Annotated in this window: 35 protein-coding genes; all 35 read right to left on the bottom strand. The window is 41.7% G+C overall.

The features are described from left to right. Positions 1-31: 31 nt before the first annotated feature. Positions 32-541, bottom strand: a complete 510-nt coding sequence (locus tag DSL64_RS10970; protein WP_115830857.1) for a low molecular weight protein-tyrosine-phosphatase — start codon at positions 539-541, stop codon at positions 32-34. Between the two features lie 70 nt (positions 542-611). Continuing rightward, positions 612-926, bottom strand: a complete 315-nt coding sequence (locus DSL64_RS10965) for an FtsB family cell division protein (RefSeq protein WP_115830855.1) — start codon at positions 924-926, stop codon at positions 612-614. A 46-nt stretch (positions 927-972) separates the two neighbouring features. Next, positions 973-2,244 carry a phosphopyruvate hydratase gene (eno, locus tag DSL64_RS10960; protein ID WP_115830853.1) on the bottom strand — a complete coding sequence of 424 codons (1,272 nt, stop codon included), beginning with the start codon at positions 2,242-2,244 and terminating at the stop codon, positions 973-975. Between the two features lie 243 nt (positions 2,245-2,487). Beyond that, positions 2,488-3,591 (bottom strand): glutamine-hydrolyzing carbamoyl-phosphate synthase small subunit, encoded by a 1,104-nt coding sequence (gene carA / locus DSL64_RS10955; RefSeq protein ID WP_115830851.1) that lies wholly within the window; start codon positions 3,589-3,591, stop codon positions 2,488-2,490. Positions 3,592-3,774: 183 nt separating this feature from the next. After that, a complete protein-coding gene (gene rplQ / locus DSL64_RS10950; RefSeq protein ID WP_115830850.1) occupies positions 3,775-4,518 on the bottom strand; it encodes a 50S ribosomal protein L17 in 744 nt (247 codons plus the stop codon). A 73-nt stretch (positions 4,519-4,591) separates the two neighbouring features. Further along, positions 4,592-5,581 (bottom strand): DNA-directed RNA polymerase subunit alpha, encoded by a 990-nt coding sequence (locus tag DSL64_RS10945; protein ID WP_115830849.1) that lies wholly within the window; start codon positions 5,579-5,581, stop codon positions 4,592-4,594. A gap of 140 nt (positions 5,582-5,721) precedes the next feature. Further along, positions 5,722-6,327 (bottom strand): 30S ribosomal protein S4, encoded by a 606-nt coding sequence (gene rpsD, locus DSL64_RS10940; RefSeq protein WP_115830848.1) that lies wholly within the window; start codon positions 6,325-6,327, stop codon positions 5,722-5,724. 76 nt (positions 6,328-6,403) lie between these two features. Beyond that, the gene (gene rpsK / locus DSL64_RS10935) at positions 6,404-6,799 is read right to left on the bottom strand and encodes a 30S ribosomal protein S11 (RefSeq protein WP_115830846.1); all 396 of its coding nucleotides are present in this window, start codon (positions 6,797-6,799) and stop codon (positions 6,404-6,406) included. A gap of 41 nt (positions 6,800-6,840) precedes the next feature. After that, positions 6,841-7,218, bottom strand: coding sequence for a 30S ribosomal protein S13 (rpsM, locus tag DSL64_RS10930; RefSeq protein WP_115830844.1), 378 nt, complete (start codon positions 7,216-7,218; stop codon positions 6,841-6,843). Between the two features lie 4 nt (positions 7,219-7,222). Further along, positions 7,223-7,339, bottom strand: coding sequence for a type B 50S ribosomal protein L36 (gene ykgO / locus DSL64_RS10925; RefSeq protein WP_115830842.1), 117 nt, complete (start codon positions 7,337-7,339; stop codon positions 7,223-7,225). Positions 7,340-7,383: 44 nt separating this feature from the next. Beyond that, positions 7,384-7,602, bottom strand: a complete 219-nt coding sequence (gene infA / locus DSL64_RS10920) for a translation initiation factor IF-1 (protein WP_015813810.1) — start codon at positions 7,600-7,602, stop codon at positions 7,384-7,386. Positions 7,603-7,617: 15 nt separating this feature from the next. Further along, a complete protein-coding gene (gene map, locus DSL64_RS10915) occupies positions 7,618-8,412 on the bottom strand; it encodes a type I methionyl aminopeptidase (RefSeq protein ID WP_115830841.1) in 795 nt (264 codons plus the stop codon). A gap of 9 nt (positions 8,413-8,421) precedes the next feature. Further along, positions 8,422-9,735 (bottom strand): preprotein translocase subunit SecY, encoded by a 1,314-nt coding sequence (gene secY / locus DSL64_RS10910; protein ID WP_115830839.1) that lies wholly within the window; start codon positions 9,733-9,735, stop codon positions 8,422-8,424. A gap of 58 nt (positions 9,736-9,793) precedes the next feature. Further along, positions 9,794-10,240: a 50S ribosomal protein L15 gene (gene rplO / locus DSL64_RS10905; protein ID WP_115830837.1), complete on the bottom strand. Its 447-nt coding sequence runs from the start codon at positions 10,238-10,240 to the stop codon at positions 9,794-9,796. Positions 10,241-10,254: 14 nt separating this feature from the next. After that, the gene (gene rpmD / locus DSL64_RS10900) at positions 10,255-10,434 is read right to left on the bottom strand and encodes a 50S ribosomal protein L30 (RefSeq protein WP_115830835.1); all 180 of its coding nucleotides are present in this window, start codon (positions 10,432-10,434) and stop codon (positions 10,255-10,257) included. Positions 10,435-10,466: 32 nt separating this feature from the next. Beyond that, the gene (gene rpsE / locus DSL64_RS10895) at positions 10,467-10,982 is read right to left on the bottom strand and encodes a 30S ribosomal protein S5 (RefSeq protein ID WP_115830834.1); all 516 of its coding nucleotides are present in this window, start codon (positions 10,980-10,982) and stop codon (positions 10,467-10,469) included. Positions 10,983-10,996: 14 nt separating this feature from the next. Beyond that, positions 10,997-11,350, bottom strand: coding sequence for a 50S ribosomal protein L18 (gene rplR, locus DSL64_RS10890; protein ID WP_115830832.1), 354 nt, complete (start codon positions 11,348-11,350; stop codon positions 10,997-10,999). A 45-nt stretch (positions 11,351-11,395) separates the two neighbouring features. After that, positions 11,396-11,953 (bottom strand): 50S ribosomal protein L6, encoded by a 558-nt coding sequence (gene rplF / locus DSL64_RS10885; RefSeq protein ID WP_115830830.1) that lies wholly within the window; start codon positions 11,951-11,953, stop codon positions 11,396-11,398. A 21-nt stretch (positions 11,954-11,974) separates the two neighbouring features. Further along, a complete protein-coding gene (gene rpsH / locus DSL64_RS10880; RefSeq protein ID WP_115830828.1) occupies positions 11,975-12,373 on the bottom strand; it encodes a 30S ribosomal protein S8 in 399 nt (132 codons plus the stop codon). A 77-nt stretch (positions 12,374-12,450) separates the two neighbouring features. Next, entirely contained in the window at positions 12,451-12,720 is a 270-nt protein-coding gene (gene rpsN / locus DSL64_RS10875; RefSeq protein ID WP_115830826.1) for a 30S ribosomal protein S14, read from the bottom strand. Between the two features lie 28 nt (positions 12,721-12,748). After that, complete coding sequence (gene rplE, locus DSL64_RS10870) at positions 12,749-13,309, bottom strand: 50S ribosomal protein L5 (RefSeq protein ID WP_115830825.1); 561 nt, start codon at positions 13,307-13,309, stop codon at positions 12,749-12,751. Between the two features lie 75 nt (positions 13,310-13,384). Next, a complete protein-coding gene (rplX, locus tag DSL64_RS10865) occupies positions 13,385-13,726 on the bottom strand; it encodes a 50S ribosomal protein L24 (protein WP_115830823.1) in 342 nt (113 codons plus the stop codon). Positions 13,727-13,774: 48 nt separating this feature from the next. Further along, positions 13,775-14,143, bottom strand: a complete 369-nt coding sequence (gene rplN / locus DSL64_RS10860; RefSeq protein ID WP_026631237.1) for a 50S ribosomal protein L14 — start codon at positions 14,141-14,143, stop codon at positions 13,775-13,777. 3 nt (positions 14,144-14,146) lie between these two features. Further along, on the bottom strand, positions 14,147-14,410 hold the full coding sequence (gene rpsQ / locus DSL64_RS10855) for a 30S ribosomal protein S17 (protein ID WP_115830821.1): 264 nt from the start codon (positions 14,408-14,410) through the stop codon (positions 14,147-14,149). 15 nt (positions 14,411-14,425) lie between these two features. Next, positions 14,426-14,620 (bottom strand): 50S ribosomal protein L29, encoded by a 195-nt coding sequence (gene rpmC, locus DSL64_RS10850; protein WP_115830819.1) that lies wholly within the window; start codon positions 14,618-14,620, stop codon positions 14,426-14,428. Between the two features lie 43 nt (positions 14,621-14,663). Beyond that, complete coding sequence (rplP, locus tag DSL64_RS10845) at positions 14,664-15,089, bottom strand: 50S ribosomal protein L16 (protein ID WP_115830817.1); 426 nt, start codon at positions 15,087-15,089, stop codon at positions 14,664-14,666. A 47-nt stretch (positions 15,090-15,136) separates the two neighbouring features. Next, positions 15,137-15,964 (bottom strand): 30S ribosomal protein S3, encoded by an 828-nt coding sequence (gene rpsC / locus DSL64_RS10840; RefSeq protein WP_115830815.1) that lies wholly within the window; start codon positions 15,962-15,964, stop codon positions 15,137-15,139. 19 nt (positions 15,965-15,983) lie between these two features. Then, positions 15,984-16,373: a 50S ribosomal protein L22 gene (gene rplV / locus DSL64_RS10835; RefSeq protein ID WP_115830813.1), complete on the bottom strand. Its 390-nt coding sequence runs from the start codon at positions 16,371-16,373 to the stop codon at positions 15,984-15,986. Between the two features lie 57 nt (positions 16,374-16,430). Then, on the bottom strand, positions 16,431-16,709 hold the full coding sequence (gene rpsS / locus DSL64_RS10830) for a 30S ribosomal protein S19 (protein ID WP_115830811.1): 279 nt from the start codon (positions 16,707-16,709) through the stop codon (positions 16,431-16,433). A gap of 9 nt (positions 16,710-16,718) precedes the next feature. Further along, on the bottom strand, positions 16,719-17,543 hold the full coding sequence (gene rplB, locus DSL64_RS10825; RefSeq protein ID WP_115830809.1) for a 50S ribosomal protein L2: 825 nt from the start codon (positions 17,541-17,543) through the stop codon (positions 16,719-16,721). A gap of 40 nt (positions 17,544-17,583) precedes the next feature. Then, positions 17,584-17,871 carry a 50S ribosomal protein L23 gene (gene rplW, locus DSL64_RS10820; protein ID WP_115830807.1) on the bottom strand — a complete coding sequence of 96 codons (288 nt, stop codon included), beginning with the start codon at positions 17,869-17,871 and terminating at the stop codon, positions 17,584-17,586. A gap of 2 nt (positions 17,872-17,873) precedes the next feature. Next, positions 17,874-18,503 (bottom strand): 50S ribosomal protein L4, encoded by a 630-nt coding sequence (gene rplD, locus DSL64_RS10815; protein ID WP_115830805.1) that lies wholly within the window; start codon positions 18,501-18,503, stop codon positions 17,874-17,876. A gap of 5 nt (positions 18,504-18,508) precedes the next feature. Beyond that, on the bottom strand, positions 18,509-19,129 hold the full coding sequence (gene rplC, locus DSL64_RS10810) for a 50S ribosomal protein L3 (RefSeq protein ID WP_115830803.1): 621 nt from the start codon (positions 19,127-19,129) through the stop codon (positions 18,509-18,511). Between the two features lie 279 nt (positions 19,130-19,408). Then, positions 19,409-19,714, bottom strand: a complete 306-nt coding sequence (gene rpsJ, locus DSL64_RS10805) for a 30S ribosomal protein S10 (protein ID WP_015813787.1) — start codon at positions 19,712-19,714, stop codon at positions 19,409-19,411. Positions 19,715-19,855: 141 nt separating this feature from the next. Beyond that, on the bottom strand, positions 19,856-21,976 hold the full coding sequence (fusA, locus tag DSL64_RS10800) for an elongation factor G (RefSeq protein ID WP_115830801.1): 2,121 nt from the start codon (positions 21,974-21,976) through the stop codon (positions 19,856-19,858). Positions 21,977-22,193 lie beyond the last annotated feature (217 nt).

Below are 22,193 nucleotides of genomic sequence, written 5' to 3'. Positions count from 1 at the left end.
ATTCTTATATAGTAACAAACACTACTGCGGGTTAGTCCCCCGATTGTAAAGTCAAATCGTGCTTTTCAATCAGATATTCCAGAAATTTCTCTCCGCTTCTCTTTACAATGTTGTACACATCAGTAAATGCAGAATCTCCATCATAATAGGGATCGGGAACAATTACCGAATCCTTTCGTTCAGGATCAAAAAGCCGGTAGAGATATACTTTGTCATCCGGCAAATAATATCCGTTAGCCCGGAAACTCTGTTCGCGAATATTTGAAAAATTAGATTCATCCATGGCCATGATATAATCAAAGCCGGCAAAATCATCATCTGAGAGCTGACGTGCAGTATGTGTCAGTGTAATTCCTCTTTCAAGTGCAGTCTTTCTCATTCGTTTGTCGGGCAGACTCCCGACATGATAAGCTGCAGTGCCTGCCGAATCACAAGAAATGACATTTTCCAGTCCATTCTTTGTAACCAGATTTTGAAAAACTCCTTCGGCAACAGGAGAACGGCATATATTGCCTAAACAAACAAAAAGTACTCTAATCAAGGTAAATGATAGTAATAGCCATCCATATTGATGTGAACTACCTGACTCCCGAAAGAATCAATCTTCACGCTTACGGCTTATTGTTTTCGTCTACGATTACGTAGACCTGCTCTTTGGGGCGCCTCATCAGGTAGGTTTCCCTTGCCCATTTTTCAAGCATTCGGGGATTACCCAATACTTCTTCGCGTTCTTTATTTACCAGCTTTATCTTTTCATTCAATGCGCTCTTTTCCTTTTCAAGAGCGTTCATTTTCATTCGATTAGAAAAAACAACCCTGATATTATTGTTATCAAGACCTACAACCCATACCAGCCACGCAAACAATGTGGCAGTATAGAAATTACGAAATGGCTTCAGTAACCAGTGGTTTTTCAGATCTGACATATTCAAAGGAAAAAAACCGGAACTCAGGTTCCGGTTTTTTGTTTTATTAGAATTTCAATCCCGGGAAGTATGCGCTTTCGCCCAATTCTTCTTCGATACGAAGTAATTGATTGTATTTAGCCATACGGTCAGAACGAGAAGCAGAACCAGTTTTGATCTGGCCTGTGTTCAATGCAACCGCCAAATCAGCGATCGTTGAGTCTTCAGTTTCTCCTGAACGGTGAGACATAATCGTTTTGTAGCTGTTTCTCTTAGCAAGGTTAACAGTATCGATTGTTTCTGTCAAAGATCCGATCTGGTTTACCTTAACCAATACCGCGTTAGCGATCTGCGACTCAATTCCTTGCTGCAGACGTGTAACATTTGTTACGAACAAGTCATCACCCACAAGCTGGCATTTCTTACCGATAGACTCCGTAAGTGTTTTCCAACCTGACCAGTCATCTTCGTCCATACCATCTTCAATAGAAATGATTGGATATTTAGCAACCCACTGAGTCCAGTAGTCAGCCATTTCATCAGATGACAATTTACGTCCGTCTGATTTTTTGAAGTGATATAGTCCGTTTTCGTAGAACTCAGAAACAGCAGCATCCATAGCGATGAAGATATCTTCACCCGGCTTGTAACCTGCTTTCTCGATCGCTGTCAATACAACCTCGATAGCTTCTTCGTTAGATTTAATGTTTGGAGCAAAACCACCTTCGTCACCTACATTGGTTGAATAACCTTTGCTCTTCAATACAGTTTTAAGTGTATGGAAAACCTCCACACCCATTCTCAAAGACTCAGAGAAAGTGTCTGCTTTTGCAGGCAAGATCATAAACTCCTGGAAGTCGATCGAGTTATCTGCATGGCTACCACCATTCAGAATGTTCATCATCGGAACAGGCAATGTATTTGCATTCACTCCACCGATATAACGATACAATGGCAAATTAGCTTCCTGCGCAGCAGCTTTAGCAGCAGCCAGAGAAACACCAAGAATCGCATTCGCTCCCAATTTGCTCTTGTTAGGAGTACCATCCAATTCAAGCATGATCTTGTCGATCAGATTCTGCTCAAATACTGAACATCCTATCAATTCAGGGAAAATAATATCATTTACGTTTTCAACGGCTTTCAAAACCCCTTTTCCAACATACACACCTTTATCTTCATCGCGAAGTTCAACGGCCTCATGTTTACCGGTAGATGCTCCTGAAGGAACAGCAGCGCGGCCTAAATAACCATTCTCTGTACGAATATCTACTTCAACTGTTGGGTTTCCTCTTGAATCAAGAATTTGTCTTGCATGTACTGACTGAATCGTACTCATTTGCAGCTTGGGTTTTGATTAATAATGTATTATGTTAACGGTACAAAATAACACAAAAAAATTGGCATCCATAAGCGACAATTCATTTTAACACAAATTTAAAGTGCCTTGTAATCCATTGTAAACTTATCGGGCACGTAAGTGAGACAAGCCTCTTCCTATTTGCATAGAACGCACAAAAGTGCATTTAATATGCCTACATACCTCTATAAAAAAACCTCCTTACCGGAGGTTTTTTAAATCTTAATTATCAGAAAGCATAGAAGCGAACTGATCGAATAAATATCTCGAATCGTGAGGACCAGGGGATGCTTCCGGGTGATATTGCACCGAGAATGCAGGATAGTCCTTACGTCTGATCCCTTCTATCGTTTTATCGTTCAGGTTAACATGCGTCACCTCTACATCAGGATGTTTTTCAATTTCCTCCTGTTTCACGGCAAAGCCATGATTTTGCGATGTAATTTCACACAATCCTGAAATTAGGTTTTTCACAGGGTGATTCAAACCGCGATGTCCGTGGTGCATTTTATACGTATTAATGCCACTGGAAAGTGCCAAAAGCTGATGTCCAAGGCAAATTCCGAAAAGAGGCTTACCTGTCAAAACCATCTTATTTACGTTGTCAACTGCATATGTCATAGAAGCAGGATCACCAGGACCGTTTGAAATAAAGAAGCCATCAGGCTGCCAATTCATCACTTCTTCGAAAGTTGTTTTCGCGGGAAATACCTTGCAATAGCAACCTCTGGATGTAAGGTTTGTAAGGATACTCTTCTTGATACCGTAGTCCATCACGGCCACTTTCCACTGGCTGGTTGCTTCATCACCTACGAAGTAAGGCTCTTGCGTCGTCACTTCTGATGACAATTCAAGACCGTCCATAGAAGGAATCTTTTTCAGCTCTTTCATTAACTCCACTTCATCAAGAATCTGAGAAGAGATAATCGCATTCATTACACCTTTCTCTCTCACATGGCGTACAAGGTGGCGTGTATCCACATTGCTGATACCAACGATATTCGCTCTCTCAAAATACTCCTGCAGAGAAAAATCCGCTGTACTTCTTGAATAGATATTAGAGAAAGTGTTACACACCATCCCTCTGATCTTTACAGAAGCCGACTCTTCCTCATCTTCCAACTGCACACCGTAGTTACCGATATGTGAAGTTGTATTGACGATAATCTGCCCATAGTATGAAGGATCTGTATAAATCTCCTGATAACCAGTCATACCAGTATTGAAACAAATCTCTCCTCCGGTAGTTCCGTCTATCCCCAAAGCTAATCCTCTGTAAGCTGTTCCATCTTCCAGCAATAACAGAGCTTCCTTTTTCTGATTCATATATGATTAAATCGTTTTTTACTATTATATATCGTTCAATTCGATCCAAAGAATGCCGGTTAAACTGAACTTTCCGGCAGCTTCCCGCTAAGGCGCTGCAAAAATAATGAATATTGCTCAAAAAAAGGGGTCAAACGAAAAACGTTTAACCCCTTTTAATATAATCAATGCATTGGGAACATCTTACTCAGCACTTTCGCGTCCGCCAAGAAGTTCATCCTGCAATGTCTTTAACTCATCCCATTTGCCATCAGCAGCCAATTGAGCTTGTTGTGGCCATGTAGTCGGGTTATGAACGTTATACTGGCTTCCGGCTGCATCAAGGATTTCCTTGATAGCTTCAGGTGTAGCAGCAGCTAGTTCAGCAAATGAAGTGATTCCGCCAGCGATCAAAAGATCTGCAATTTTAGGGCCGATACCTTCAATTTTTTTAAGATCATCACCTTCTGCAACGACAGCTTCCGCCTTAGCAGGAGCAGCAGCAGCTTGTGAATCATCTGCTTTCTTACCTCCACGACGGCTACGACGTGTTTTAGCTGGTTTATCAGCATTAGCAAGAAGAAGTGCATCATTAAAGTCAACAAGCTCAACCAATGCTACTTCAGCGGCATCTCCAAGTCTGTTTCCAAGTTTGATGATGCGGGTATATCCGCCCGGACGATCTGCGATCTTATCGGCAACTGTTCCGAAAAGTTCTTTCGTAGATTCTTTATCATTAAGATAAGAAAAAACGATACGTCTGTTATGCGTAGAATCTTCCTTCGCACGAGTCAGCAAAGGCTCAACATACTTTCTAAGTTCTTTCGCCTTAGGCAAAGTAGTTTCGATTCTCTTGTGAATAATCAAAGAAGAAGCCATATTTGACAACATAGCCTTACGGTGAGATGCCGTTCTTCCTAAGTGATTATCTTTTTTACCGTGTCTCATTTTTGTTTTGTTTAGTTGCTTCGAGCTGCGTCAAACGCGCTACAGAATACATACTTATGATGGAATACTTAAATTATTCTTCGTCCAAACGATATTTGGCCACATCCATTCCAAATGTGAGTTGTTTATCAGCAACAAGCTGCTCCAACTCAGTAAGTGACTTTTTACCAAAATTACGGAATTTCATCATATCCGAAATTTCAAGTCTTACTAAATCTCCAAGTGATTTAACATCTGCTGATTTAAGACAGTTATAAGCACGAACTGACAAATCAAGTTCAGACAATGAAGTTTTAAGAAGTTTTCTCATTCTCAACATTTCTTCGTCAACCTGGTTGTCTTCTTCCGCTTTCTGCTTTTCAAACGTCATTGTCTGATCAGAGAACAACATGAAGTGTTGAATCAAAATATTAGCTGCTCCTTTCAAAGCATCTTCAGGGTGAATAGACCCGTCAGTCTGAATATCGATCAACAAACGCTCATAATCCGTACGCTGCTCTACCCTTGTGTTCTCAACGCTGTATTTAACGTTTTTGATCGGGGTATAGATAGAATCCACTGCTATATAACCGAAAGGCAATTCATTAGCTCTTGGTTCGTCAGCAGGAACATATCCTCTTCCTTTATCCAACAAAAGTTCCATTTCGAACTCTTTGTTGTCATCAATATGACAAATTACCTGATCTGGGTTAAGCACTTCGAACGCACTTGTGAACTTACCAATATCACCGGCAGTAACTACCGATACATTTTTAAGATTCACAACGATTCTGCTTTCATTCAAATCCGTAACCTTTTTAAAACGAACCGTTTTCAGGTTCAGGATGATTTCTGTTACATCCTCAACTATACCTTCGATAGAAGAAAATTCGTGAAGTACACCTGGCACTTTCACACTCGTGATGGCATAACCTTCCAAAGATGAAAGGAGTATTCTACGTAACGCATTACCAATTGTTACGCCGTATCCTTTCTCTAGAGGCTTAAACTCAAACAACCCATGGAAGTCGTCTGCTTTTTCCATGACGACCTTATCAGGCATTTGGAAAGCTAATATTGACATAGTCGTTGCTCCTTTTATAGTAGTAAATGATAGTTGATCACGCTACCGTTACCTTTGCGATCGCAAAACGCCGTTTCCGGCAATAAGCACGCCCCGGTATGAACCGCGACGTGCCTGTAATAAAGTATTGTTATTATGTATTATTTAGAATACAATTCAACGATAAGCTGCTCGTTGATGTTTTCTGGAATCAAATCGCGGTCTGGGAAAGTTACAAACTTACCTGCCAGTTGCTGACCATCCCATTCAAGCCAGTTGAATCCTTTTGCGCTGTGACCAGCCAAGCTATCTGTAACCGCTTCAAGAGACTTAGATTTCTCTCTAACCGATACAACCTGACCAGGACGTAGAGACAATGAAGGAATGTTGACTACTTCACCATCAACAAGGATATGCTTGTGAGATACCAACTGACGTGCAGCACGTCTTGTAGGAGCAATACCTAAGCGGTATACTGTATTATCTAAACGAGCCTCGCAATATTTAAGAAGGTTTTCACCAGTGATACCTTCTTTGATAGATGCTTTCTCGAATAAGTTACGGAATTGTCTTTCAAGAATACCGTAGATAAATTTCACCTTCTGCTTTTCCATCAATTGTAAAGCATACTCCGATTTCTTAGAGCGGCGACCCTTTCCGTGAACTCCCGGAGGGTAATTTTTCTTAGCAAGCGCTTTGCTTGGACCCATGATGGGCTCTCCGTAACGTCTTGCAATCTTGGTTTTGGGACCTGTGTAACGTGCCATTAAAAACTATTTAATAATTAAAATTAGATAAACCATTCAGTAACCCCAGTGTCCAAATTACGAATGGGCATTCAAACTATACTCTACGACGCTTTGGAGGGCGGCATCCGTTGTGCGGAAGCGGAGTAATATCACGAATCGTTGTTACCTCGATTCCTGCATTCTGGATCGTACGGATAGCAGACTCACGTCCTGATCCCGGTCCTTTAACAAATACTTCTGCTTTACGCATTCCCAGATCGAAAGCGACCTGTGCTGCACTTTGTGCTGCGGTCTGCGCTGCATACGGAGTGTTTTTCTTAGATCCACGGAAGCCCATTTTACCGGCCGATCCCCAAGAAATAACTTGTCCGTTGCTATTTGTGATAGAGATAATGATGTTGTTGAAAGAAGCCTTGATATGTACCTGACCTACCGCTTCTACAACTACAACTCTCTTCTTTGCTTTATCTTTTCTTTTATTTTGTGCCATTGCTCATGAAATAGTTACGGGATTAAACCCATTCCCATTAGTTATTTAGTAGCCTTTTTCTTGTTCGCGATTGTTTTGCGTTTACCCTTACGAGTACGAGAGTTATTCTTAGTTCTCTGTCCACGCAATGGCAATCCTTTACGATGACGAAGACCACGATAACAAGCAATGTCCATAAGGCGTTTGATGCTCAATTGAACTTCTGACTTCAATGCGCCTTCTACTTTATATTCACCTGCGATAACCGCACGAACTGCTCCTGATTCTTCATCATTCCAGTCGATCACCTTCTTATTGATGTCAACTCCTGCTTTGTCCAGAATCTTTTTTGCTGAACTGCGTCCAATTCCGAAGATGTAAGTTAGTGAGATCTCGCCTCTTTTACGGTCTGGAATATCAACTCCTGAAATACGTGCCATATGATTAACCTTGTCTTTGTTTATACCGTGGGTTCTTCTTGTTAATTACATAGATCTTCCCCTTGCGGCGTATAACTTTGCAGTCCTCACTGCGTTTCTTTACTGATGCTTTGACTTTCATCTCGAATGTTACTTATTTGTTAATATTTAGGTGGTCTTCTCCTACTATTTATACCGGTACGTAATTCTTGCTTTTGATAAGTCGTAAGGAGACATTTCCAACTTAACACGGTCACCCGGTAATATCTTAATGTAGTGCATTCTCATTTTCCCGGAAATGTGCGCAATTACTTCGTGTTTATTTTCCAATACTACACGAAACATTGCGTTTGAGAGTGCTTCCAGGATTACACCGTCTTGTTCGATTGATGCTTGTTTTGCCATTATTAGCTTTTATTACTACGCCTCAACCATTAAGCTGGTATTGGCAGTCACTTTTTCTATATAATCGAAAGTTGTCAGGATTTCAGCTGTTCCTTTACGAACCACAATTGTATGTTCAAAGTGTGCCGAATACTTCCTGTCGGTAGTGCGGATAGTCCAACCATCACGCTCCTGTACTACTGACTTCGTTCCGAGGTTTATCATCGGTTCAATTGCTAAAACCATCCCTTCTTTCAAACGAATGCCTTTACCTTTCTTACCATAATTTGGTACCTCAGGACTCTCATGCAGATTTCTGCCTACTCCATGTCCCACAAGTTCCCTCACAACAGTATAACCTCTGTCTTCAACGTAGTTCTGAATCGCAAAACTCAGATCCCCCATTCTCAGACCGTCCACTGCGTGTTCAATCCCTTTGTATAAAGAACGTTTTGTAGCAACCAGTAAATCCATTACTTCCTTCGATACCTCTCCGATTGGGTAAGTATAAGCGCTGTCACTATGGAAACCCTCTAACTTAACTCCGCAATCAATGGATACGATATCTCCGTCTTTCAGGATGTAGTTACTTGGAAAACCATGTACTACAACTTCATTTACTGATATACACAGAGAGGCGGGAAAATTGTTAAAGCCTTTGAAGGAAGGAATTCCTCCATTGTCTCTTATAAATTCTTCCGCCACTGCATCCAGTTTTTTGGTTGCAACACCCGGTTTCACCCATTGAGCTACTTCCGCGTGCGCCTTACCCAAAACCTGGGCACTATTTTTTATAAGGATTATCTCCTCTTCCGTCTTCAGATATATCATTCTCTACTATCAGATGGCAACACTTTCTGTTCTGCCCTTAACACGTCCGGACTTCATCAGTCCTTCGTATCTGCGCATCAACAAGTAGCTTTCCACCTGCTGTAATGTATCCAAAACAACACCAACCATAATCAATAACGATGTTCCTCCGAAGAAGTGAGCAAAGTCTGTTGATATACCCAGCAAACTTGCGAATGCCGGTAAGGTTGCAACTACTGCCAGCATCAATGCACCCGGGAAAGTAATACGATCCAGAATAGAACTGATGTATTCGGAAGTCTGCTGTCCTGGTTTCACACCCGGTATGAATCCTCCACCTCTTTTCATATCATCTGCGATTTGCTGCGGATTTACTGAAATAGCTGTGTAGAAGAATGTGAAAACAATAATTAAAAACGCAAATAACAAATTGTACTGCCAGGTAGTGTAGTTTGCAAATATCGTTGCTACATCACTTGCGAAATCACTCTTCTCTGCAAAATAAGATGCTCCCAAAGAAGGAATAAACATAAGCGCTTGTGCAAAGATAATCGGCATTACACCAGCTGCATTCAGTTTCAATGGAAGGTACTGACGTTGTCCGCCCATAACCTTGTTACCAACAACCTGTTTTGCATACTGAATCGGTATTCTTCTTACCGCCTGCGTCAACATCACAGCTCCCATGATAACAAAATAGAGCGCTACAATCTCAACAACAAATAATAAGATACCACCACTACCTCTGTTTACAAACTCCTTGTAGATAGCGCCCGGAAAACGAGATACAATACCAATCATGATCAGCATTGAAATACCATTTCCGATACCTTTGTCAGTGATACGCTCACCCAACCACATACAGAACATTGTACCTGCAGTCAGAACGAACACTGATGATATTGAAAACATACTTCTCGAAACCAGCAGCGCCTCATCAGGCACAGTAGTATTAAGGTAAGCTGTTCCTTGTACCAGCGTAACAATAATTGTCAGAACCCTGGTAATCTGATTTAACTTCTTACGTCCTGACTCACCTTCCTTCTGCATCTTCTGAAAATATGGCAGAGCCATAGTCAGCAGCTGTATAGCAATAGATGCCGAGATATAAGGCATGATACCTAACGCAAAAATGGAGGCCTTACTAAAAGCTCCTCCTAAAAATGTATCCAGCAACCCAAGAAGACCTTGTGTTGATACATTCATCTGATCAGGTTCAACGCCAGGCAAAGCTACATAAGACCCTAAACGGAATATTGTTATAAACAAAAGAGTGTTGAGAATACGTGTTCTCAACTCCTCAATTGAAAATATATGCTTTATCGTCTCAAAAAATCGTTTCATTTTATGGGCTTACAATAGCTATCCGATAATAAATTTTCAGCTATACCTAACAACAAAGTTATAATTTTACTGCTTTACCACCAGCCTTTTCGATAGACTCGATAGCGGATGCAGAGAATCCATTAGCCTGTACTTCCACAGCGCTTGTAATTTCGCCACGGTTAAGGATTTTTACAAGATCCTTTTTCGCACAAAGACCATTTTCGCGGATCAGATCCAGAGTAATAACAGTCGCGCTTGTTTTCTCAGCAAGAGCCTGGATCGCATCCAGATTCAAAGCTTTGTACTCAACACGGTTGATGTTATTGAAACCGAATTTAGGCAAACGTCTTTGAAGTGGCATCTGTCCACCTTCAAAACCTAACTTACGGCTATACCCTGAGCGAGACTGAGCTCCTTTGTGTCCACGTGCTGCAGTTCCACCTTTACCGGATCCCTGACCACGTCCAACTCGCTTTCCAACTTTAATGGAACCAGCAGCCGGTTTTAATGAACTAAGATTCATACTAGTAGTATATATTAAATTTCTTCAACTTTAACCAAATGGCTCACTTTGCGGATCATACCTGCAATAGCGTCGCTGTTCTCCTTCTCAACCGTTCTGTTCAGTTTACCCAAACCTAACGCTTTAATCGTTAGCTTTTGTTTCTCAGGGCGGTCGATTGCACTCTTAACTTGTGTAATACGTACTTTTGACATGATTACTTTCAGATAGGGATAATCCCGAAGGATTATCCGTTAAATACTTTATCCAGTTTAACTCCACGCTGGAAAGCAACCTGGTGAGGAGCTCTCATTTTAAGAAGCGCATCGATAGTAGCTTTGATTACGTTGTGAGGGTTTGAAGACCCTTTAGACTTCGCCAAAACGTCCTTGATACCTGCACTTTCCAAAACAGCACGCATTGGACCACCAGCAAGTACTCCTGTACCAGGAGCTGCAGGCTTGATCAATACGAATCCACCGCTGAATTTACCTTCCATTTCGTGAGGAACAGTATGTTTCAGCATAGGAACCTGAATAAGGTTCTTTTTCGCGTCGTCGATACCTTTTGCAATAGCATCTGTTACTTCATTGGCTTTCCCAAGTCCATGACCTACTACTCCATTACCATCTCCTACCACAACGATAGCCGAAAAACTAAAGCGACGACCACCTTTTACTACTTTTGCTACCCTGTTGATCGCTACAACGCGCTCTTTCAGGTCCGATTCGTTAACCTTTGAAGGTCTTGTATTTGTAGACATAGTCTTTGTTATTCTTAGAATTTCAGGCCACCCTCACGAGCTCCTTCGGCCAATGCTTTAACTTTACCGTGGTACAAATACCCGTTACGGTCAAACACAACCGCCTGAATACCTGCTTCCTGTGCTTTTTCAGCGATTTTTTTACCAACTTGTGTAGCAATCTCTATATTAGAGTTCTCTTTTCTTCCACCCAAGTCTACGGACGATGCACTTACAAGCGTTACACCTTTCAAGTCATCTATAATCTGAGCATAAATGCTGGTATTCGAACGAAACACTGATAATCTAGGACGTTCTGCACTACCCTTCACTTTCTTACGAATGTGATATTTAAGTCGTTGTCTTCTATCTACTTTTGCGTTAGCCATTTTCAATCTTATTCTAACAGTTTAACATTATTCTGTGGCTACGCACTACTTTTTAGAAGCAGACTTACCAGCTTTACGACGAACGATCTCACCAACAAAGCGGATACCCTTGCCTTTGTAAGGCTCGACCTTACGCAACGACTTAATCTTTGCAGCTACAGAACCGATCAATTCTTTATCAATTCCTTCCAGAATCACTTTAGGATTCTGTCCTTTTTCTGAAGTCGTAGTCACTTTAATCTCACCTGGGATCGCCATGAAGATATTATGTGAGTAACCCAATTGCAACTCCAACACATTGTTAGCAGCAGTTGCCTTGTAACCTACCCCAATAATCTCTAACTCCTTCTTATATCCGGCATCCACACCGATCACCATATTGTTGATCAGAGAACGGTACAAACCATGTAATGCTTTGTGACGCTTCTGCTCAGTCGGGCGTGTAACTTTCAATTCGTTTCCTTCCACTTCAACCGTGATGTCGCTATCGACAGCCTGAGAAAGTGTTCCTTTCGGGCCTTTTACCGAAACCAGGTTATCATCTGCAACAGATACAGAGACACCAGCTGGTAAAACAATAATTTTATTTCCTATACGTGACATTTCCTGAATAACTTTAAAATATTAATACACGAAACATAACACTTCTCCACCTACATTCAGTGCTTTGGCTTCCTTATCTGTCATAACTCCCTTAGAAGTTGAGATAATTACAGTACCCAATCCACCCAATACGCGAGGTAGTGTTGATGAACCTGAATATTTACGCAGTCCAGGCTTACTTACTCTCTCCAATTTCACAATTGCAGATTGCTTTGTCACAGGATTGTATTTCAAGGCTATCTTGATTGTTCCCTGAGGCCCGATTTCGTCAAATTTATAACTCTGAATGTACCCTTTATCGAAAAGTACTTTAGTTATTTCTTTTTTTATGTTGGATGCAGGTATCTCTACGACTCTGTGTTTCGCTTTAATCGCGTTTCTGAGTCTGGTTAGATAATCTGCTATTGGATCCGTTAACATTTTTATGCCTGGTTTTGTACACCCCCTTCAAACGGGAGTGCAAAGTTAAGTAATTGAAATCAGAATTGAAAGTATTCTTACCAACTTGATTTAGTAACGCCTGGAATTTTACCATCTGAGGCCATATCCCGGAACAATACTCTCGAAATTCCAAATTTACGCATATATCCTCTTGGTCTTCCTGTGATTTTGCAACGGTTGTGCAAACGTACAGGTGATGAGTTACGTGGTAATTTATCAAGACCAACCCAATCCTCAGCTGCTTTTAATGCTTTACGCTTCTCAGCGTAACGAGCTACCAATGCTTGTTTCTTTCTTTCCCGTGCTTTTACTGATTCTTTTGCCATTGTCGGTAAATATCTTATCTCTTAAGAATTATCCTTGTTTGTTCGCGTTTGTGAAAGGCATTCCGAGTGCTTTCAATAGCTCATAACTTTCTTCGTCAGAGTTAGTTGAAGTAACAAACGTAATATCCATACCTGTGATTTTGCTCACCTTTTCAATGCTGATCTCAGGGAAGATGATTTGTTCTTTCACACCGAAAGTGTAATTTCCACGTCCATCAAAACCTTTGTCACTGATTCCGCGGAAGTCACGAACACGTGGCATTGCTATTGCGGTAAGACGATCCAAAAATTCGTACATACGATCACCGCGAAGCGTAACCTTTGCGCCGATCGGCATGTTCTCACGTAATTTGAAGTTAGAAACCGCTTTCTTAGAAATGGTTGCAACTGCTTTCTGTCCTGTAATCAGACCCAGCTCCTCAACACCTACATCAACCAGTTTCTTGTCAGCAACTGCCGCTCCGATACCTTTGTTGATTACGATTTTAAGCAGACGTGGAACCTGCATCACTGATTTGTACTCGTATTTCGCGTTCAATTGCGAAACGATCTCTTTTGCGTACTTTTCTTTTAATCTAGGCTGTGCCATTGTTTGTAAATAGTTACTGTGGATTGCCGACCCACCTTATTTATTATTAGAATGCTCTCTTAAAGAGCGGAGACCTTACAAAAGGTTACCGCTCTTCTTTGAGAAACGTTGTAATTTACCTTTGTCATTTGCTTTACGCCCGGTACGGGTTGGCTCTCCCGTTTTCGGATCTACTACCATCAGGTTACTGATGTGAATAGCTCCTTCCCGTTTCTCAATACTCCCCTGAGGGTTTTGAGCGTTTGGCTTCACATGTTTTGTAATCATGTTTACACCTTCAACAGTAGCACGTTGTTTTTCAACGAGTACATTTTTTATCACGCCTGTCTCACCTTTTGCGTTACCAGCGATAACCTTTACAGTATCCCCTTTGCGAATGTGCAATTTTGCAGGTGCTTGTTTAGTTTTACTTTCCATTTGAGGTATTCTCTTATCGTTTTAAAGAAATACTTATAATCTGATTTCTTACAACACTTCAGGTGCCAGTGATACGATCTTCATGAATTGCTTCTCGCGCAATTCCCGTGCTACCGGTCCGAAGATACGGGTACCGCGTGGCTCATCGTTGTTGTTTAATAACACAGCTGCATTATCTTCAAAACGAATATATGTACCATCTTTGCGTCGTACTTCCTTTTTGGTGCGTACCACAACGGCTTTAGAAACCGTTCCTTTTTTCATATTGCTCGAAGAAAGAGCAGATTTTACTGTTACGACGATCTTATCGCCTACTGAAGCATAGCGTTTGCCAGTTCCACCAAGTACACGAATTACGAGTACTTCCTTCGCTCCACTGTTGTCTGCTACCGACAGTCTTGATTCTTGCTGTACCATTTGTTACTTAGCTTTTTCAAGGATTTCTACTACTCTCCAACGCTTGTTTTTGCTCAGCGGGCGAGTTTCCATTACACGGATAGTATCACCGATACCAGCCTGATTTGTTTCGTCATGCACCATCAATTTGGTAGTTTTAGTCATAAACTTACCATATTTCTCGTGCTTAACTTTACGCTCTACTGTGATCACGCAAGACTTCTCCATCTTGTTGCTTACCACCTTACCTACTCTCTCTTTACGTAAGTTTCTTTCTGTTGCCTCCATAATTTCTTAACTGATTTACTGTTGGTTTTTCTTAACCGACAGCTCGGTTAATAGTCTGGCTACTTCTTTACGTGAGGCGCGAATACGCAAAGGATTCTCGATAGGAGAAATTGCATGAGCAAATTTCAATCGTAGTAAGCGCTCTCTCTCCTGAGCTATCTGCTCGTTAAGCTGATCTTTCGACAGATCTTTTACTTCTTTACTAGTCATTGCTTTTGTTAATTAACGTTCTTAGATACGTTCGGGGTTGGTCCTATTCCTGATAATCCCGACGTACCACGAACTTAGTTTTGATTGGCAACTTTTGTGCAGCCAAACGCAATGCTTCGTTTGCTGTATCCAGTGCAACACCAGTTGCTTCGAATATAATTGTTCCTGGCTTAACAGGTGCTACCCAATATTCAGGAGCTCCTTTTCCTTTACCCATACGAACCTCAGCAGGCTTTTTGGTAATAGGCTTGTCTGGAAACACACGGATCCAAACCTGGCCTTCACGTTTCATTGCACGTGTAACCGAGATACGAGCTGCTTCAATCTGACGAGCTGTTAGCCAGCCTGGTTCAAGCGACTTGATAGCGAAAGATCCGAAGGCGATTTCAGCACCACGAGTGGCAAGTCCTTTTTCCGAACCTTTGTTTTTTTGTTGCTTGCGAAATTTTGTTCTTTTCGGCTGTAACATGATTCTAATCTATTTGAACCGATTTAAAAAAACCGGAAAATGTCGGATTACTTCTTCTTTTTATTATTGTTATTGTTGTTTCTCTTGCGACGATCTGCATCGCCACCGCCGCCTTCTCCACGAGGAGCGCCGTCACGAGAACCTCTTCTGTCACGTCCGCCACGGTCATTGCCACCACGGTCGTTACCACCAGCGCTTCTGTCTGCTCTGTCAGATGCTGCAGTTGCCGCACTTGGAGTCAAATCACGCTTGCCATAAAGCTCACCTTTGAAGATCCATACTTTAATACCGATCTTTCCGTAGATTGTCTGCGCTTCTGAGATTGCGTAGTCGATGTCAGCACGAAGTGTATGCAAAGGAATACGTCCCTCTTTGTACTCTTCAGTACGAGCCATCTCAGCACCACCCAAACGGCCAGCCAGACGAATCTTGATACCTTGTGTTCCTACACGCATAGCTGAAGCGATAGATTGCTTCATTGCACGACGGTAAGAGATACGAGCCTGAAGTTGTTGAGCGATTGCTTCGCCTACCAATTTCGCATCGATTTCAGGTCTTTTGATTTCGTAGATGTTAATCTGAACATCTTTACCTGTAATCTTCTTAAGCTCTTCTTTGATTTTATCAACTTCACTACCACCTTTTCCAATTACAATACCCGGACGGGCAGTGTGGATTGTAAGAGTGATACGCTTCAATGTGCGCTCAATAACTACTTTCGAGATAGATCCTTTTGGGATACGTGCTTTGATGTAGTTACGAATTTTTTCGTCTTCAACAAGTTTGTCAGAAAAGTCCTTTCCACCATACCAACTTGACTCCCATCCTCTAACAATTCCTAGTCTCAGACCTATAGGATTAACCTTTTGTCCCATTCGATATAGATCGTTTTACTTATGATTCGGTGATTACTGTTTGTTTTTCCGCGCTTGCGTTAGAAACCGCTGCGTCGTCGATCACGATTGTGATGTGGTTCGAACGCTTACGGATTCTGTGTGCTCTTCCTTGCGGTGCAGGGCGCAAACGCTTCAACATACGTCCACCGTCAATAAATACGGTTTTAACAATAAGATCAGCGTCTTCCAGCTTTGCATCTTCGTTCTGCTGTTGCCAGTTAGCTACTGCAGAAAGTAATACTTTGTGCAAAACAGAAGAAGCAGCTTGTGGTTGAAACTTTAAAAGCGCCAACGCTTTGCTGACCTTCTGTCCGCGAATCATGTCGGCCACCAATCTCATCTTACGAGGAGAAGTTGGCACATTTCTTAATATAGCTCTTGCTTCCATGTTCTTTCAGAAATAGGCTCGTTTTACTTGTGGCAAAACCAGCTATCGTCGACTATTTTATTTTCTACCTTTATCTTTTTTTGCAGTGTGACCACGGAAGTTACGCGTTGGCGAAAACTCTCCCAGTTTGTGTCCTACCATGTTCTCTGTCACGTAAACCGGAATGAATTTGTTTCCGTTGTGAACCGCAAATGTATGCCCGATAAAATCAGGCGAAATCATTGAGCGACGAGACCAGGTTTTGATTACAGACTTACGAGCTGCGCTATTCATCACCGTAACCTTGTTCTCAAGACGGAAGTCTATGTATGGTCCTTTTTTTAATGAGCGTGCCATGTTATTCTATTATTTTTTACGACGGCTGATAATCAATTTCTCAGAATGCTTGTTGCGATCACGAGTCTTAAGTCCTTTAGAGAACTGTCCGTTTCTTGACCGAGGCTGTCCACCGGACGAGCGGCCTTCACCACCACCCATTGGGTGATCGACTGGGTTCATCGCAACCCCACGAACGCGTGGACGACGACCTAACCAACGTCTGCGACCTGCCTTTCCAAGACTCACATTCATGTGACTTGAATTAGAAACTGTTCCAACCGTTGCGATACATGTTGAAAGAATCATACGCATTTCGCCGGATGGCATTTTCAATACTGCGTACTTACCTTCACGCGCTACTAGCTGAGCATAAGCTCCTGCACTACGTGCGAACTGTCCACCTTTACCAGGAGTAAGTTCAATGTTATGAACAATTGTACCGATTGGCATAGAACCCAAAGGAAGTGCGTTACCTACTTCAGGAGCTACTGAATTACCTGAAACAATTGTTTGTCCCACTTTCAGTCCGTTCGGTGCGATTACGTATCTTTTTTCGTCATCTGCATATTGTACCAGAGCGATACGTGCAGAGCGGTTTGGATCGTATTCAATTGTAAGAACTGTGGCTGGTGCATCAAAACGATTTCTTTTGAAATCGATCACGCGATACTTGCGTTTGTGACCACCACCTATATGACGCATGGTACGACGTCCAGAGCTATTACGACCGCCGGTTCTTTTGACGGGCTCTAAGAGACTCTTTTCCGGTTTCGCTGTAGTGATCTCCTCAAATGTAGGAGCTGAGCGAAAACGTTGACCAGCACTTGTTGGTTTTAATTTTTTAACTGCCATTGCTATTAACTCGTCAAAGATTTAAGTCGTTCAACTATTCTTATGCTTCACCGTAGATATCGATGACCTCACCTTCAGCTACCGTTACGATAGCCTTCTTGATAGTTGAAGTTTTTCCACTTACAAATTTACCTCCCGATGTGCGGGACTTGCTTTTACCAATGCTGCGCATTGTGTGAACGCTTTCTACGGTAACCCCAAACAGTTTTTCAATAGCCTTTTTGATCTCTACTTTATTTGAAGTAAGGGATACTTCAAAGGCATATTTTCCTTGACCACCCTGAGCCGTTACCTTTTCGGTTATAATCGGACGTTTCAGTACACTCATGATTATTTGTTCAATTGGGTTTCCAAAATAGACAGAGCAGATTCACTTATTAAAAGACGGTCTGCAAACATCAGGTCATAAGTATTGACCGCATCCACTGTCGTAACTTTCGCTTTTGGAATGTTACGGCTCGACAAGTATACATTGTTGTCGATCGCTGGAAGAATTAATAATGTTTTTGTGTTCACTAATGCAAGTGAGTTCAAAACATTCAGATAAGACTTAGTTTTTGGCGCATCGAAAGTGAATGCTTCAAGAACTGAAATAGAATCTGCTTTCGCTTTGACAGATAAAGCTGACTTACGAGCCAATACTTTAACTTTCTTGTTGATTTTGAAACCGTAGTCACGTGGTCTTGGACCGAATATACGACCTCCACCTACGAACACCGGTGATTTAATGCTACCTGCACGTGCACCACCAGTTCCTTTTTGTTTCTTAATCTTACGTGTAGAGTGATTAATCTCTGCACGTTCTTTTGACTTATGCGTTCCTTGGCGTTGGTTAGCCAGGTAAAGCTTTACGTCGAGATAGATCGCGTGCGTATTAGGTTCAATGCCAAAAATATCTTCTGACACATTTACCTTTTTGCCGGTATCTTCTCCTTTTATATTTAATACGGACAATTCCATTGGTACTATTTCTCTATGATTAGAAATGAATTCTTCGACCCCGGTACTGAGCCACTCACAACCAAAAGGTTCTGCTCAGGTATCACTTTCAGAATACGAAGGTTCTGAATTTTTACACGATTGTTACCCATACGTCCACCCATGCGAATTCCTTTGAAAACACGTGACGGGAATGAACAAGCACCAATCGAACCCGGGTGACGTGCACGGTTATGCTGACCGTGAGTCTGACCGCCTACACCACCAAAACCATGGCGTTTTACAACACCCTGGAAACCGCGACCCTTCGCATTTCCAACAACGTCTACGAATTCACCTTCCTCAAATACGTCCTGTACTGATAGTGAAGTTCCAAGTTCATGCTCAACAACAAATTCCTTAAACTCAACCACTTTTTGCTTGGGAGTTGTTCCGGCCTTTTTGAAGTGACCAATCAACGGTCTTGACGAGTTCTTCTCTTTTTTCTCGCCGTAACCTAACTGAATAGCTTTGTAGCCATCTTTTTCTTCGGACCTAACTTGTGTAACAACACAAGGACCAGCTTGGATAACCGTACACGCCAGAGCCTGCCCGTCAGCGTTGTACAAACTAGTCATTCCGATTTTTTTACCAATTAAACCAGACATGTAAATTAATTTAAATTAGCAGGTAAAAACCCCTATTCCCTAAAACGGACTGCAAAGATAGAAATTTAATTTTTTCGATCCAAACAGTTATTATTTATTTCTAGCTGATTATCAGCAAAAAAGGTCAGATGTGTAATACATCTGACCTCTGTCTTTTACAGCACTTTTTTCATGTTTTAAGACACATGAAATTGTCTGTTTTTCTGAGCTCAGATGTGGTTTCCGGTAAGCCGGACCTTCATCCAATAATTCATATACCTGATTAACAGGTAATGATAACTATACTTTGATCTCTACGTCAACGCCGCTTGGCAATTCAAGCTTCATCAGCGCATCTACAGTTTTAGCGCTTGTAGAGAATATATCTACCAAACGTTTGTAAGTACAAAGCTGGAATTGTTCACGAGACTTCTTGTTAACGTGTGGAGAACGCAAAACAGTGAACTTCTCAGTTTTTGTTGGCAAAGGAATAGGACCGCTAACAACAGCACCTGTAGCCTTCACAGCCTTAACAATCTTTTCAGCTGACTTGTCAACCAAATTGTGGTCAAATGACCGTAGTTTGATACGAATTTTTTGATTCATGATTTTTCTTAAATCCGGTTCTGAGAAAACTTGTACAGAAGTTTATCCTGACAATCCACCAACGAAAGAACCATTTACTTCGCCGGCTTGATATTATAAAAAAGGTGAGTGTGATTCAGCACCACACTCACCCGATTTGTCTTAAGCTTTAACCAGGCCTTTTGCCTTTTCAATCACACCTTCAGCGATGTTATTTGGTACGATTTCGTAGTAAGCGAATGTCAGAGATGCAGTAGCACGTCCTGAAGACATTGTACGAAGATCAGTAACATAACCAAACAATTCAGAAAGAGGTACATCAGCCTTGATTACCTGTGCTCCGTTACGAGTGTCCATACCGCGCATGATACCACGACGACGGTTCAAATCACCTGTAATAGGTCCGGTATACTCATCAGGAGTCAATACTTCAACATGCATGATAGGCTCCATCAACTTAGAACCAGCATGACGAGCCGCTTCTTTGAAACCTAACTTAGCAGCCAATTCGAAAGATAGTGCATCTGAATCGACATCGTGGAATGATCCGTGGAACAAACGCACTTTCATCGAATCCAACTGGTATCCTGCAAGCGCACCATTTACCATGGCAGCTTCGAAACCTTTCTGTACCGGAGCAATGAATTCACGAGGGATAGCACCACCCACAACTTCGTTTACAAACTGAAGACCCACTTTTGGCTCTTGTCCTTCTTCGTTATCGTCACGTGGCCCGATTTCAAATACGATGTCGGCAAACTTACCACGACCACCAGTTTGTTTCTTGTAAACTTCACGGTGTTCGAAGCTCTTAGTAAGAACCTCTTTGTAAGCAACCTGAGGAGCTCCCTGGTTTACTTCCACTTTGAACTCACGACGCATACGGTCGATAATGATTTCAAGGTGAAGCTCACCCATTCCTTTGATGATCGTCTGACCAGTTTCTTCGTTAGATTCAACTTGCAGAGTAGGATCTTCTTCGATCAGCTTAGTAATTGCTTTTGAGAAGTTATCGCTGTCAGCAGCTTTCTTAGGCTCAATTGCATAACCAATTACCGGCTCAGGGAATACCATTGATTCAAGAACGATTGGGTTCTTTTCATCAGAAAGTGTATCTCCTGTTTTGATATCTTTGAAACCAACCACAGCTCCGATATCACCTGCTTCAAGCTTATCAATCTGATTTTGCTTATTAGCATGCATTTGGAAGATACGAGAGATACGCTCTTTGTTTCCTGAACGGTTGTTCAATACATAAGAACCCGAATCAAGAGAACCAGAATAAGATCTGATAAAGCAAAGACGACCTACGTAAGGGTCAGTAGCAATTTTGAATGCAAGTGCACAGAAAGGATCGTCACCAGATGGCTTACGAGTTATTTCATTTCCTGTACGTGGATCTGTTCCAACAATGCTCTCACGATCAAGAGGTGAAGGCAAAATAGCCATCACGTAATCAAGCATAGTCTGAACTCCTTTATTCTTGAATGAAGAACCACAAACCATAGGAACGATTTTCATGCTGATCGTTGCTGCGCGCAAAGCTGCAAGAATTTCGTCTTCTGAGATTGAATTAGGATCTTCAAAATACTTTTCCATTAAAGTATCATCGAATTCAGCAACAGCTTCAAGCAATTTCTCTCTCCACTCAGTTGCTTCTTCAAGCATATCGTCAGGAATAGGTACCTCAGTAAAAGTCATACCTTTATCTGATTCGTTCCATTCGATACCACGGAAGTTAACAAGGTCAACTACACCACGGAATGTATCTTCTGCACCGATTGGCAACTGAAGAGGTACCGCGTAGCTTCCAAGCATTTCTTTAACCTGAGCACAAACTTTCAAAAAGTCTGCACCTGAACGGTCCATTTTATTTACGAAACCAATACGTGCTACATTGTAGTTGTTAGCCAGACGCCAGTTTGTTTCTGACTGAGGCTCAACACCATCAACCGCACTGAAAAGGAATACGAGACCATCCAAAACGCGAAGAGAACGGTTTACTTCAACAGTAAAGTCAACGTGTCCCGGAGTATCGATGATGTTGATGTGATAGTTTTCATCACGATACTTCCAACCAACTGTTGTTGCAGCTGAGGTAATCGTGATACCACGCTCCTGCTCCTGCTCCATCCAGTCCATTGTAGCAGCACCATCATGTACTTCCCCAATTTTGTGGCTTACCCCAGCGTAGTAAAGAATACGCTCAGTTGTAGTCGTTTTTCCTGCGTCGATGTGAGCAGCAATACCAATGTTTCTTGTTAATCTTAGATCACGTGCCATGATAAATGGTGATGTGTTTTTATTATTCGATGTGCAATGCTAATGAGAGGCGTTTCTAAACTTTAGAACAGGGCTACATTTGCACCATTTTAAAAATTCAGAGCGCAAAAGTATAAATTGTTGATTATAAAAACAATAAAGAAAAGATTTATTTTCAACTGATAATAAAAAAGAAAAGCCAGACGGTACGCCTGGCTTTTCCATATATGCTTTCTTC

Source organism: Dyadobacter luteus (genome assembly GCF_003383615.1).
Taxonomy (GTDB): domain Bacteria; phylum Bacteroidota; class Bacteroidia; order Cytophagales; family Spirosomataceae; genus Dyadobacter; species Dyadobacter luteus.
This window is presented reverse-complemented; position numbering and strand designations above follow the sequence as displayed.